The 12,546-nt window shown below is 57.4% G+C and carries 8 protein-coding genes and 1 pseudogene; 5 read left to right on the top strand and 4 right to left on the bottom strand.

Annotation, left to right across the window (positions count from 1 at the left end; translation table 11 throughout):
* The first annotated feature begins 121 nt into the window (after positions 1–121).
* Genes ACNA0I_RS16900 through ACNA0I_RS16885 form a run of 4 tightly spaced genes read left to right on the top strand, consistent with a single transcriptional unit; the run spans position 122 to position 3,329 of the window.
* Positions 122–559 carry a hypothetical protein gene (locus ACNA0I_RS16900; protein ID WP_415807154.1) on the top strand — a complete coding sequence of 146 codons (438 nt, stop codon included), beginning with the start codon at positions 122–124 and terminating at the stop codon, positions 557–559.
* On the top strand, positions 556–1,263 hold the full coding sequence (stbB, locus tag ACNA0I_RS16895) for a StbB family protein (RefSeq protein ID WP_415807153.1): 708 nt from the start codon (positions 556–558) through the stop codon (positions 1,261–1,263). Before ACNA0I_RS16900 ends, stbB begins: the two co-directional genes overlap by 4 nt.
* A gap of 11 nt (positions 1,264–1,274) precedes the next feature.
* The gene (locus tag ACNA0I_RS16890) at positions 1,275–1,709 is read left to right on the top strand and encodes a hypothetical protein (RefSeq protein ID WP_415807152.1); all 435 of its coding nucleotides are present in this window, start codon (positions 1,275–1,277) and stop codon (positions 1,707–1,709) included.
* A 12-nt stretch (positions 1,710–1,721) separates the two neighbouring features.
* A complete protein-coding gene (locus ACNA0I_RS16885; RefSeq protein ID WP_415807151.1) occupies positions 1,722–3,329 on the top strand; it encodes a type IV secretion system DNA-binding domain-containing protein in 1,608 nt (535 codons plus the stop codon).
* A gap of 312 nt (positions 3,330–3,641) precedes the next feature.
* Here the strand turns inward: ACNA0I_RS16885 and ACNA0I_RS16880 are convergent, their stop codons facing one another.
* Together ACNA0I_RS16880 and ACNA0I_RS16875 are read right to left on the bottom strand one after the other, a co-directional pair.
* Positions 3,642–5,564, bottom strand: coding sequence for a UvrD-helicase domain-containing protein (locus tag ACNA0I_RS16880; protein WP_415807150.1), 1,923 nt, complete (start codon positions 5,562–5,564; stop codon positions 3,642–3,644).
* Positions 5,561–7,780, bottom strand: a complete 2,220-nt coding sequence (locus ACNA0I_RS16875) for an ATP-dependent nuclease (protein WP_415807148.1) — start codon at positions 7,778–7,780, stop codon at positions 5,561–5,563. The genes ACNA0I_RS16880 and ACNA0I_RS16875 overlap by 4 nt, the downstream gene beginning before the upstream one ends.
* Positions 7,781–8,351: 571 nt before the next feature.
* Here ACNA0I_RS16875 and mobF point away from each other — a divergent pair.
* Positions 8,352–10,292: pseudogene (gene mobF, locus ACNA0I_RS16870) on the top strand (MobF family relaxase); the annotation flags it as partial.
* A gap of 755 nt (positions 10,293–11,047) precedes the next feature.
* Here mobF and ACNA0I_RS16865 read toward each other — a convergent pair.
* Both ACNA0I_RS16865 and ACNA0I_RS16860 read right to left on the bottom strand, forming a co-directional pair.
* Entirely contained in the window at positions 11,048–11,278 is a 231-nt protein-coding gene (locus ACNA0I_RS16865; RefSeq protein ID WP_415807190.1) for a cysteine-rich small domain-containing protein, read from the bottom strand.
* A gap of 273 nt (positions 11,279–11,551) precedes the next feature.
* The gene (locus tag ACNA0I_RS16860) at positions 11,552–12,526 is read right to left on the bottom strand and encodes an NAD-dependent epimerase/dehydratase family protein (RefSeq protein ID WP_415807147.1); all 975 of its coding nucleotides are present in this window, start codon (positions 12,524–12,526) and stop codon (positions 11,552–11,554) included.
* Between the last annotated feature and the right edge of the window lie 20 nt (positions 12,527–12,546).

Raw genomic sequence — 12,546 nt, 5'->3', positions numbered from 1 at the left:
CAGCCATCTCGACGCCTTCTACCTTATTTCTACCTTATTACTACCAAGCAGACCTGTGGATAAGTCCACCCGCTGCGCCATCCGATTACCAACACTGTCTTCACCTCACTCATGGAAGCCTATGAATGAATCCCGACCCGTAGCGCGCTATCGCGCCGCCCTTGCTGCCCTGGACCCTCGTATCAGCATCGCCGCACAACTACGTGCTCTGTTTCCGCTGATCGAAGTGGAATTGGCGACAGGTGTTCCACATGCTGCGGTGCTGGACGACTTGGCCGCCGCAGGCTTGGCCGTACAGCACAGCACCTATGCCATCACGCTGTACCGTTGGCGCAAGGCCCAGCGGCGAGCAGTCAGACCATCTACCCCAACAACGAAATCCTCATCTCCTGTTCCGGCACTTGATGCCATTCAAGGCCGACCCCGCGATATCCAAACCCCTGGCGATCTGCGAAAGATTCGCGACATGCGGATAGACCTGGAGGCCTTGCGCCGTGAAGGGCTCGCCAATCGCACTCCATCTGCTGACAACATCCCCGTCAAAAGGAATAAATCATGAAAGTCGCCGTTCTCAACTACACCGGTTCCGTTGGCAAAACGGTAGCTGCCTCTCACCTCCTCGCTCCCCGCATGAACAGCGCTCAGATCTTTGCAGTCGAATCCACCAATGAAACGGGTGCTGATCTGGGCCTGGATGTTGATCAGCTACGCGGCGAACACTTTGGCCGATTGTTCCGGGAACTGCTCACCCGCGAAGATGCGATTGTCGATGTGGGCGCCAGCAACATCGAGGATTTTCTGACGCACATGATGCGCTATGAAGGAGCTCACGAGGAAATGAGCTACTTCGTCCTGCCAGTCATTAACACCGGCAAGGCACAGCGAGAGACCATCAAGACTGTGGCAGCCCTGGCCGAACTGGGCGTGGATCCAGATCGGGTGCGGATCCTTTTCAATCGTGTCGATAGCAGCGTGCAGGATGAGTTTCCCTCCATCCTGGCCTATGCCGCCAAAACAGGCGAAGTACAGGCCAGCCCCGGCGCTGCCATCTACGAAAACGAAGTCTTTGAACTGCTGGCCGACCAACGCACGACCATTGCCAACGTGTTGGCCGATCAGACGGATTACCGTGCACTGCTTCGGGCTGCCGACCCTGAAGACCATGTCCGCATTTCACAGCTAAGCAACCGGCACGCCCTACGCGCCCTGGCTAAACCGGTGGACAGGCAAATGAACGCGGCTTTCACCGCCCTCTTTTCCTGAGCCGTACCACCATGGAGTCACACCCGAATCCCAGTGGCGCCCGTACCAAACTAGATTTGCTGTACCACGAGGTACTGGGTGAAGTAGTTGGCCTCGTAGATAGGCTGGAAAACGCTACCCAAAGCTTGGATGCTGTGCAGAAGCACATGCAGACCATGGCCGACACACAGCAAGTCTTGCCTCAGCAACTCAGCCGCCACCTGATCGCCGCGATGGAAGCGGCAGCGAAACCCATCAACCAGCACGCTCAACACGCCATTCAGGCCATGCTGAATGACACCAACAATCGCCTGAATCATCTCGCGCGAGACGCCGGGCAATATGCCAGCATCGCCCACCATTCCGCACGGCGTATGGTCCTGATCGCACTGGCAGTGGGCGGCGCAGCAGGCATTTTGGGGGGCTTACTAGCAGGCCTGGCCTTGGGCCAGATCCTGATCTCTTGAGGACCGATACTCATGTCCACCCTGATCTCGCCCATTACGCGGCGGCGCATTGCCGCCTTCTCTTTGGCAATCTTTCCAACTGGCACCTGGATGGCCGCTGCCACCTGGGGAAGCCACATGCACTGGCGAGACTGGAACGCCAGAACCTTCCGGCATTTCGTGTTGCTGACACCTCAGTACCCCTTGCTTTACTACGCACTGGGTGCCGGCCTGGTGCTCGCATTAATGCTGATTCTGTTTGTCGGACGCACGGCCAAGACCGAAGGGTTTGAAGGTGCTGCCTACACCCGCTTCATCCGCGGCACCCGTACCACCTCGGCCAAAAGCCTGGCTCGCCTGTGCGAAGAAAGCGACAAGCAGCAAATCGACGTAGGCGGTATCCCCATGCCGACCGCCAATGAAAACCTGCACCTGCTGATTAGCGGCGCGACGGGCTCCGGTAAGTCGGTGCTGCTACGAAACATGGCCGCCTCTGTGCTGAACCGCTCACACCACAGCATGAGAACCATCCTGCTAGGCCAGCCACCAAATCGCAATGACCGCACCATCGTCATCGACCCCAACGGCGATCTGCTCAGCAAATTTTGGCAACCAGGCGACGTGATCCTGAACCCCTATGACGCCCGCAGCCAAGGCTGGTCGTTCTTCAACGAAGTCCGAGCCGACTATGACTGGAAGCGGCTGGCCCATTCCATGGTCCCCATGAGCCAGGATAAGAACGCTGAAGAATGGAACGACTTCGGCCGACTGCTGCTACGCGAGACGGCCAAGAAACTCCATCAGTTACAGGGCGACGGGGCTAGTGTCATGGATCTGTTTCGCCTGTGCACCATCGAAGACCCCAAGGTCTTGAAACAATTTCTGGAAGGCACCCTGGCCGAATCTCTGTTTGTTGGCTCCAGCGAAGCCAGCAAAGCACTGTCTTCCGCCCGTTTCGTGCTGTCGAACAAGCTGTCCGAGCACACCGGCATGAAACCGGGAAGGTTCTCCATCCGAGACTGGCTGGCTAGGCCAGACGGTGGAAACCTGTACATCAACTGGCGCGAAGACATGATGAGCTCCATGAAGCCACTCGTATCGTCATGGGCCGACGTATTCATCACATCCATCTTATCCATGCCCGAAGGCACCCACCGACGCTGGTGGCTGTTCATTGATGAGCTGGCCAGTCTGGAAGCTCTGCCGTCACTGGAAGCGGGTTTGACCAAAGGGCGGAAAAACGGTCTGCGTATCGTTGCGGGTTTGCAGAGCACATCCCAGCTGGAGTACATCTACGGGCGCACCATGGCCACTACCATTCGAGCGAGTTTTCGCAACCTGGCTGTGCTGGGCGGCTCCCGCACCGACCCGCAAACGGCAAAGGATATGAGTGAAAGCCTCAGCACTCATGAAGTTGAACGCCCCAAGTACAGCGTCAGCCGGAGTGTGGACCATCGCAACACCTCGGATAATATGGATCGGACGACAGAAGACGTGGTGACGGCGGCGCAGATACAGTCGCTACCAGCGTTGGACGGATATGTGGCCTTGGCGGGGGATTTTCCGATTGCGAGGGTGAGCTTACCGTTCAGGGAATTTGCTGTAGCCGCGACGGCGTTTCAGGAGTCAGGGAAGTATTGAATGCACTGCACCTACCGCAACACCATCAAGCGGATAGAATACCTGCAAGGCCGTAAGCGGCCAGAAGCTGTCGGTGAGGACTCTTTAAATTCAGGCTGAGTACCGCCACCAAGCCTTCGCAAGCCAGTGACCGCTAATGCCCAAACCGGACATTGGCCCACAAAAAGGCCTGACGACCGTTGTACATCTCAAACCTGAAATTAGCGAAGCGTTGTGTGGACTGTTAGTCTCGACGTGGTCGTATAAATTGGGAAATATCGTTCTGAATGGCCATTTCCCTGGGACCATAGGCGCCCGCCCAAAAGAGAAACTTCAAGTCACGGTCTCGATGTGCCAACCCTTACCAACAAGGGCATCGCGTATCTTCACTGGGACACGATTCTCATTTGCGGCAAGACATAGCAAGGTCGTTGGACGTGACATCGCCACGTAGAGATTTCGCATCTGTGCCTGCTGAGTCTTCGGAAGTTTCGCTAGCTTCTTTGATGGCATACCTGCGATGTACTCGAGGCCGAGAGCAACGTCGAACTTACGACTGACGCCGCCGTAGGACTCGAGCACCAGCGAAGCTGAATGTGTCTCCCCTTTCATCCCAGCAACCGTCCCCAGTACAAACTGAAGTGACCTCTCTTGGTGAAGCACTTCACACTTAGCCGCTATAGGAGCAGCCGCAGCAGTCGCTGCTACTTGCTCGTCGAACAGCCCCAACGCCTTGAATGTGTCGAGTCCGAACCCATCTGGAAGATACGCTTTAAGTCCTTCATACAGAAGCTGGAATAGAGTTTCGCGCTGGTCGCTTGAACAAAGCTGCTCACCGGAGAGTGTCAACTGACGGGTCAGCGCTTCTATACGACCAGCAGGCGCAAACGCGCTGGCGGCACGTGGCAACGCGCGCCCGTCACGAAGGTCCTTAGCCAACGGCGCACCCGCTTCACGAAGTACGAGCAGCAAGGCCCTACGAACATCGGAAACTCGCGCACTGAGCGACGTTTCTTGACGAGGCTGCCCAGTATCTCCAATAAGGTTCCAGAAGTTTCCTGAGCGCATACCTATGCTGGGTAGACCCTCGCCATAAGCCGGCCAGTAGTCACTTAAATGACGCCCAGCCAAAACACTGCCTTCGCCCAATTTTCGAGCACACATTACCTTCACGTCGCTTGTGCTGATGTCCGTCTCGCTCAGACGTTCAAGGACGATACGTCCGTAGTGCGAGACCACCTTCGTCGCGTCATCCGTCGCGTACAGCAGCAAAACGGGAGCATGGGCGTTGGCTGCTTCACCGACAACCGCAGCGCCGCTCATGCGGACGCTGCCCACAGCGTGCGCAATTGCTCCACCAAACCGCTTGCTAGTGCTGATGTACCCGTGGTTCTGGCGTGGAAATGTTAGCTGCTCAGCATTCTCCTCGTCCGTCAGAATCTTTTGATCGATGTCTCCGAACCGCTGCATCACGGACTTCCCATCGAAGATGCGATTCAAGAAGGACTCCTGGTCCCATGACGTATCCTGCATCTCGTCAATGAATACCATGGGAAAGCGGCGATGTACAACGTCGACAAGGTGCGGGCACGTCTGGAGCGCCAAGTCCGCATACGCGAACATGTCGCTATGCCGAAAGATGCCCAAGCTGGAGAGTTGTGTCTTGAGGCTGACTAGGGACTTATACGACGCCGTATGAGCTGCCGGCAGAGAGCCGCTCTCAACATTCACTGTAAGCGCTGCAGTTCTGTAAAACAGCGACGTGGCGATGCCCTCGCCATTGCTCTGGTTCTCCAGGAAATAACGCAACTTGAAAAACTGCCCCAGTTGCAACCGGGCGAGCGCCTTCTCAGCAAACACCGAATCGTCGATAACGTCGACCTTCTGATGCAAGCTTCGCAACATCGGCAGGGCGAAGAACTGATTGACGAAGCTATGAATGGTGCCGATGAAGTGAGGGTAGCTAAGCAACTGCGCTCCCTCCACCGTCTCCGCAAGGCGCCGAGCAATCTCGTCGCGCGCGACGTTCGTATGACTCAGGACGCAGATACCGCGTCGCGTATGAGGCCACTTCTTGGCCAGCAACAACAATTTTGCCGCGAGCAACGAGGTCTTCCCGCTGCCCGGCACAGCGTTGAAGTCCCGAGAGTTGTTCTCGAGCAGCGCGCAGCGGCGTTCGTCATCGTCGAAGTTCAAGTCCCTGGCCAGCGTCGCCAGGTCCGCAAGATCTTCGGATTTAAGGCTTACCGCGCTCACTTGCCAGCTCCCTCAGTTCCCTTTGCCGCCTCGGTGCCTAGCGGCATTGGATTCGCGGACTGACTAGCTACCACCTGAGCAGGTGCAGCAGCGGAAGCAGCGGCAGGCGGGGGGACTTTCGGGACAGAAGGGATTGCCGAAGGCACCGCAGGGATTGCCGAAGGCACCGCAGGAACTGCCCGAAGCGTCGAAGGCGACGGAGACGCCACCGCTGCGCCAAGATCCAAGGGAGTTGCCACCGCGACCGACGCGACTACACCGGCTGCCGCATCGGGCGCTACCGCGGACTTCGTAGCGGGAGCCCTGGTCAGGTGAGCAAGCGCAGTCTGCAGATACGGAGGCAGCTTCGTGAATAGAACATCGCCCTCGCCATATGCACCTGTGTAGACTAGGTAAGCAGCATACTGTGCAGCGATGGCCTTCGAGGCCTCTTTCTTTTGGAGCGGCCGATAGATGATTGAGGCGAGCTCGTCCGGAACATGCCCAGCGGCCTTCAACGTGGTCCAATTCCGCTTGGCAGCCGCCAGCGTATTGGCCTCATCCTGCTCATCGAGACGCTCATCGCGAGACTTGGCCTTCACTGCAAGCTGAATTGCAAAGTACATCAGCTCCGCGCAGCCATACAACGCCAAGTCGTACTCAAGCGTCCAACGGTCTGAGACACAGACGATGGTCTTGCCACCTTCTGCTCGGTCTTTCTTGCTCTTCACATGCGCAGTGATCTCCGACGCGGAGTAATCCGAGTCAAATCGATTGCCTGTGGCGGGCTTCGGCACGTAAGACTTCGCAACATCCGGGACGATATCTCGGTCTGTCAGACAAACTACCGGAATTGGGATTTCCGGTCCGACGCCCTCACGCTGCAAGACGCGGGCGTAGTGGTACAGGCCGGTGTGGCCGACGTTAACCATCGACACGCCATGCTTGGAAAACGACCGACCGCACATCTCCGCGATAGCGGGGAGCAAGATGGCTTCTGCGGGCCCCTCCACCATCATGACACCACGAGCAAAAAAGAGATTAGCCTTCGTGGCGTCGATAAACCGACGCAAGAACGAATAGTCCGTGCGCTTGAGCTTTGTCTTCCCCGCTTCCAGCGGAAAGGTCTGGGCCTTATGCACAAGCGTCATATCCTCGATGCGCGCAGTTGAGACCAACGATGGACTATGAGTCGTAAGAATGACTTGAACCCTTTTGTCAGCCTGTTCTGCGTTCGAATGTTCCTTTAGGAGGTCCATGACCCTTTCCTGCAATTGAGGATGAAGATGAGCCTCGGGCTCTTCGACGAGCAGCAGTCCCAGTTCCTCACCATCACGCAGCAGGACCAGTTCCGTAGCCATAAACAGCGCGTTGTTGTAGCCAAGGCCACGGGCGCATCGCGCATCGGGATGAATATGCGAGCCCGGGAGCAGCGATAGCTCGAACTTCTCCAGAATTGGCGTCAGCGCGAGGTCAGGGACGATGCGAATGCGGGATTGAAGGTCGTCTTCGGAGAACGCGAACTGGCTGAGGTAGTTGTCGTTGATGTCCTTCTCGACTCCCTTTACGACCTCATGCTCGCCGAGGTGATGCTGTGCGAAGGCCATCAGGCCAACCAGCCGCTCTGGGATCTCTTTGGGCGAGGCCTTGTCGAAGTCGTTCACCTCCTGGCCTGCGATGTCGTTGTGCGCGCCCAGAATTTGAGAAAGTCGCGATTGTCGGCCAGGCCGAAGTTCAGCTTCGGCGTCGCGAAGCGGCCTCAAATAGGTCGCTCGCACCAGTTCTCGGACCGCGTAGCCAACCTCCGGGCCGGTTCCGTTCGTTCCGGTCCGAACTATGGTGTCTACCCGCGCTCGCTTTGTCGCTTGGGGCGGGTGGTAGCGCGCTTCGAGATGAAGAATGAGCGAGCAGGTGCCGTCTTTCTCAAGCGTCAGCCACTCAAGAACAGAAGCCTCTTGATCAGGACTCAGGCCGCAAAGCGTGGCTTCGATGGTGAGCGTGTGTGCACGGTCAGTTCCGTTGATGTGGAAGTCCTGCTCGAAGAGCCGCACGGGCTCGTAGCTGGTGGTGAGCAGTACCTGGCGGATGGAGTCAACGATGCAGGTCTTGCCCGCATCGTTTTCACCCACCAAGATGTTGAGCCCAGGATTGAGTTCCCAATCAAGTGCAGGCGCAGGCGTACCCGTACCGTCCCCGAATGCGCGGTAGTTCCGCGCGTGGATGTGTTTCAGATACATGGTCGCTCCCTTGCTAAATCATCACGTTGTCATCCCGCGTGGCTGAGCCTGACGCTCGCGGATATTTTTTTCGTAACGTGATGTTAACGCCTTTATTCCGATGGCATACCGACAACATACACATCATGTGATGTGGCGAGCACTCACTCGTTGACCCATACCAACCCGTTTTTGCCTCTGAAAGGGGCATGATTGCCAACATTTTCGAGGTCAAACTTAGGCGTATATGGCTCGCTCACGCAAAAGCCACTAATAATAATTTTTAGCAGCAATAACCGTTTGAAAGCTAAAGCGATCGCCGGAATTGTCACAGCAGGAGCTTTTGTATGACTGCAAGAGGTTAGGAAGCAGGAACTCGCAATGCGATCATGACTGGCACCGCCTGCTGCGAAACTAACGTTGGCCGATGGAGCCCAAGTGTCAGGAATGGCTCATTAACTGCCGCCCGTTTACCCACGGAACCTGTGGATGAACGTGTGCAACCACTACCCCTTCCCTCATACGCTAGCGTTGGCGCGCCCTAACGCTCGCTGGCCAATCTCTCGCCACCCCACCCTCTCCCGGAGCTCCCATGATCTCGCACAGCCAGATCTACCGCGCCCGTGCGGCCCTCGCCACCCATTACTACGCCGACCAGGCCGATGACTACTACAGCCGTGAAGGCGGTGCCGCCAGTTGGCAAGGTGAAGGTGCCCAACGCCTGGGCGCCGTTGGCAAAATCGATCCCGCACGCTTAAAAGCAATGTTGCAGGGCGACTTTGGTCGTGGCATCGCAGCGGGCCGGTCTATCCGCAAGGATGCGAAGGCCCGTGCCGCCCTAGATCTCACCTTCGGCGCGCCTAAAAGCATCACATTGCAAGCCTTGATCGGCGGCGACGAGCGCCTAATCCAGGCCAATGACAAAGCCGTGGCTGCTGCCCTTGCTTATGTCGAGCAGCATCTGACCTTGGGTCGCCACAAAGAAAACGGCAAGTCACGAATCGAACACACGGGCAACCTCATCATTGCCAAATTCCGCCACGAGACAGCACGCCCTACCGAAGGCGCTGCCCCAGACCCTCACCTACACGTCCACGCCGTGCTGATGAATCTGACCCAGCGAGCCGACGGCAGTTGGGTGGCTTTGTCTAATGAGAAAATCTTCCAATTGCTACGCGTGACAGATTCAATCTACCAAGCAGAGCTGGAACGCAATGTCCGGGCGCTGGGATATGGGGTTCGCCACGAAAAGAGCCATATCGAACTGGCCCACATCAGTCGCGAGAAAATTGAGTTTTTCAGTAAACGCAGCGCCGGCATTACTGCTGAACTGTCTGCACGCGGCACCAGTCGTGAAGAAGCGCCTCACGCCTTGCGCCAAGGCATCACCCTGGCCCACCGCCAGGCGAAGACTCAAGAACTCAGCCGCACAGAGCTGCATCGACAATGGCGTGACGCCGCGACCACCATCGGAATGCAGTTTGACCATGCCAGACAACAAGCGGACATCCAGCCGACCCAAAACATGAAGCAGTCATCTGACTTGGTCGCACAAGCCTCACTGAACTGGGCAATCCAACATCTGGCTGAAAGGGAATCCGTCATGCCACTGGCGGACTTACTGCAAAACGCCGTACGCCATGCCGGTGGCCATACGGACATTACAGCCATTCAGGCTGCGATTCAGGGCCGCGTGGAGTCCGGCGCACTGATCCGGGAAGCACCGCACTACTGCAGCACCCAAGACAGGATGGCTCTTCCCATGACGCGCGCAGGCTGGGCGACAGAGGTCATACGCCTGCGCGGCCTGGCTCAGGGTAGCGCCCTGCAGCTGGTTGATCAGGCCATTACCGAAGGACGCCTACTAATGGAAAGCCCACGCTATGCGACCCGGCAAGCCTACGAAGCGGAGTCCAGAATACTGGCCGCCGATCAAGCGGGCCGCAGTGCCTGGCAGACCACGATTGCAGATACCAGTGTCGAAAGCAGCCTGGACACACGCCTGACGCCCGGCCAGCGCGAAGCTGTCATGCTAATCACGACCGACGTCGATCAAGTCGCCGGTATCCAAGGCCTGGCTGGCACCGGTAAATCCTTCGCTCTGCAGAACGCCCAAGCCATCCTCCAACAGCAGAGACACACCATGACGGCCCTGGCTCCCTACGGAAACATGGTTCGCAATCTGCGCGAAGACGGCATACCGGCTAACACGATTGCATCAGTGCTTGCAGCTTCCGACAAACGCCCCTTCATCAACACCCTAGGGCCGAAAGCCGTCGTAGTGATTGATGAGGCCGGAGTCGTACCCATACGGCAGATGGACAAGCTGCTGGCCCTCATTCAACCGACAGGAGCCAAAGTGGTCTTGCTGGGTGACACCGCCCAGACCAAGGCCGTTGAGGCAGGTCGCGCGTTTGCCATGCTGCAGGAAAACGGCATGAAAACTGTACTGATGGCAGACATCCAGCGCCAACGCTCTGAACGGCTGCGCCAGGCGGTGCAGTTGGCCGCCGAAGGCCAAGCCAGCCGATCCCTGCCACTCCTGGATCAGGTACTCACCATCCCGGATCAGTTCACCGCCGACGAGCACGGCCACAAAAGCCGGGACAGTTCCGCCCGATATGAGGCCATTGCTCAAGCCTATGTGCAGCTTCCTCCGGCAGACCAGGCGGGCACCATCGTGGTGACCGGCACCAACGCTTCGCGCGAAGCCATTAATGCACGGATCCATACTCTGCTCGGCCTAAAAAATAAAGGGCATCAATGCCAGCTACTGGCTCGCCATGACACTACCCGTGCGGAACGCAGCGTAGCGCGGTATTACGCCGTGGGCGACATCGTCGTGCCCGAACGGGACTATCAGTGCGGCCTAAAACGTGGAGGGCTGTACCGCGTGATCGACAGCACGCGCCACGATCGTATTACCGTCGAACCGATTCGGCCCGGCCCGTCACCTACGCAGCCCGTGGAAATCATCCCGAAAACCATGAGCAAGCTATCGGTCTATCGCCTGAATCGGGCAGAGCTGTCTGTGGGCGACCATGTCCGAATCACACGCAACGACGCCCATAATGACTTGGTCAACGGCCAACTGGCGAAGGTCGCGACGATCGATGCAAGCAGCATCACCATCGAAACCCATGGTCGCCACGTGCAGCTGCCCACAGATCGACCGCTAAACATGGACTATGCCTACACGACCACCGCGCATAGCGCCCAAGGGCTGACCTGCGACCGAGTTCTTTACAACGCCGAAAGCTTCAGCCGCACGACTGCCCAGGATACTTACTATGTCAGTATCTCGCGCGAACGGCACGAGGTTATTGTGTTCACAGACGATGCAAAAAAACTGCCTGAGCGGGTGGACCAGATGACGTACAAGGGGCTGGCACATGACCTGCAGGCGGTGGCGCCTGAAGATCTGACACACGGCCAGAACGAACAGGATCCTCTTGCCCTACGCGCAGAATCTGAACTGGAAGTAGGATAACTAGCCACCCCTTGTTCTCTATTCCACATACAGTCTAGTTAACCAAACTAGCAACCGCAGCTGCGTCAAAGTGAATTTGTTGTCATGCCCGGCAGATATCGGCCATAGGCGGTCTTTCCGAAGAGTTGGTATGGCGTCTCGCGACTGTCAGGTCTCGCGTGCTAAGCGGACAAACCTGCCCACAGACGGATTAGCAGGTATGGAGGTGGGCAGGCTAAGCAATATGAGGCCGTTATTGACACGCCCACCGCTCCGTCCCCTAACGCTGCGACTCTGCTTAACGCCGTATGAAGTTGGCCCGGTCAGCTTTTCCGGCCAATCGTGGCCTCGTAGGCCATGCGGTATTCATCAATGCCGTCAACAAACGTCGATCGATGCTCTGACCATCCGGTTACAGCCCGCACTTTGTCCGAACCGACCCACTGCCAGAAGTTGGCGAGTCCGTGAGCGGTTTGCATCGGAACGCCATCAGTTGGAATGACAAACTCTAGCGGCAATCCATACGACTCCGCCAGTGCCTCACCGATCTCTTTCGCGGTTTCATAACGCGCGTTGGAGAGGTTGAACGCCTGTTGCGCCACCTCGCTTCGCAACGGATGCTCGGCGAGGGCTACATACGCGTCTCCGCAATCATCGACATGCAGCGAATGCATAATCGCGTTGGGGTCGGCAATCAGCTTCAACACGCCGGAACTATTCGCCGCGAGATCGAACAGCGCCCCACAATGACTCGATGTGTGACCATAAACGATTGTCGGTCGAAGCACTGTCGCGTCGAAGCCAGCATGCGAACTTTCGAGCAGCCATAGACCGCAATTCATCCGGGGAACTAGTGGTGCCGGGGCGTTCATGGGGCTGTCTTCGGTATGCGGCTTCAAACCTGGATCGCCATTTTTCAGACTCATCTTGCCGTAGTCCTTACAACCACTGGTGAACATTACCAGTGGGCGCACGCCTGCGCTCTGGCTACGTCGCGTCACCTCACCGATCATTGCGCGGACTTTTTCGAAGTGGGTAACCGGGTTACTCCTGTCCTCGGTATTCGAGACGATGACATCAAAAACCACATCATTTGTTTGGTCGAGGAAGGACAAGTCCGTGGGCGAACCAATCACGGGGTAAATCTCATTCTCCGCGAGATCGAGCGCATCCTCTTGTTTTCGGATCAGGCCATACGTTCGCCAACCAGCCCGGCTGAATGCTTTCGTAACCGCATTGCCGATGTACCCGTTCGCTCCTGTCACCAGGACGGTCTTGCGGCGTGTCGTGTCGTTCATGAGTAACCCTCCGATTGTTG

Source organism: Bordetella muralis (assembly GCF_965139205.1).
Taxonomy (GTDB): Bacteria; Pseudomonadota; Gammaproteobacteria; order Burkholderiales; family Burkholderiaceae_B; genus Bordetella_A; species Bordetella_A muralis.
The sequence above is the reverse complement of the archived record's forward strand: the minus strand, read 5'-3'. Positions and strand labels throughout refer to the sequence as shown.

Bases quoted from the DNA above. Each gene is read 5' to 3' on its own strand.
- ACNA0I_RS16875 (WP_415807148.1), bottom strand. From the start codon at position 7,780: ATGTATCTGAAACACATCCACGCGCGGAACTACCGCGCATTCGGGGAC.
- stbB (WP_415807153.1), top strand. From the start codon at position 556: ATGAAAGTCGCCGTTCTCAACTACACCGGTTCCGTTGGCAAAACGGTA.
- ACNA0I_RS16900 (WP_415807154.1), top strand. From the start codon at position 122: ATGAATGAATCCCGACCCGTAGCGCGCTATCGCGCCGCCCTTGCTGCC.
- ACNA0I_RS16860 (WP_415807147.1), bottom strand. From the start codon at position 12,526: ATGAACGACACGACACGCCGCAAGACCGTCCTGGTGACAGGAGCGAAC.
- ACNA0I_RS16885 (WP_415807151.1), top strand. From the start codon at position 1,722: ATGTCCACCCTGATCTCGCCCATTACGCGGCGGCGCATTGCCGCCTTC.
- ACNA0I_RS16890 (WP_415807152.1), top strand. From the start codon at position 1,275: ATGGAGTCACACCCGAATCCCAGTGGCGCCCGTACCAAACTAGATTTG.
- ACNA0I_RS16865 (WP_415807190.1), bottom strand. From the start codon at position 11,278: ATGTGGAATAGAGAACAAGGGGTGGCTAGTTATCCTACTTCCAGTTCA.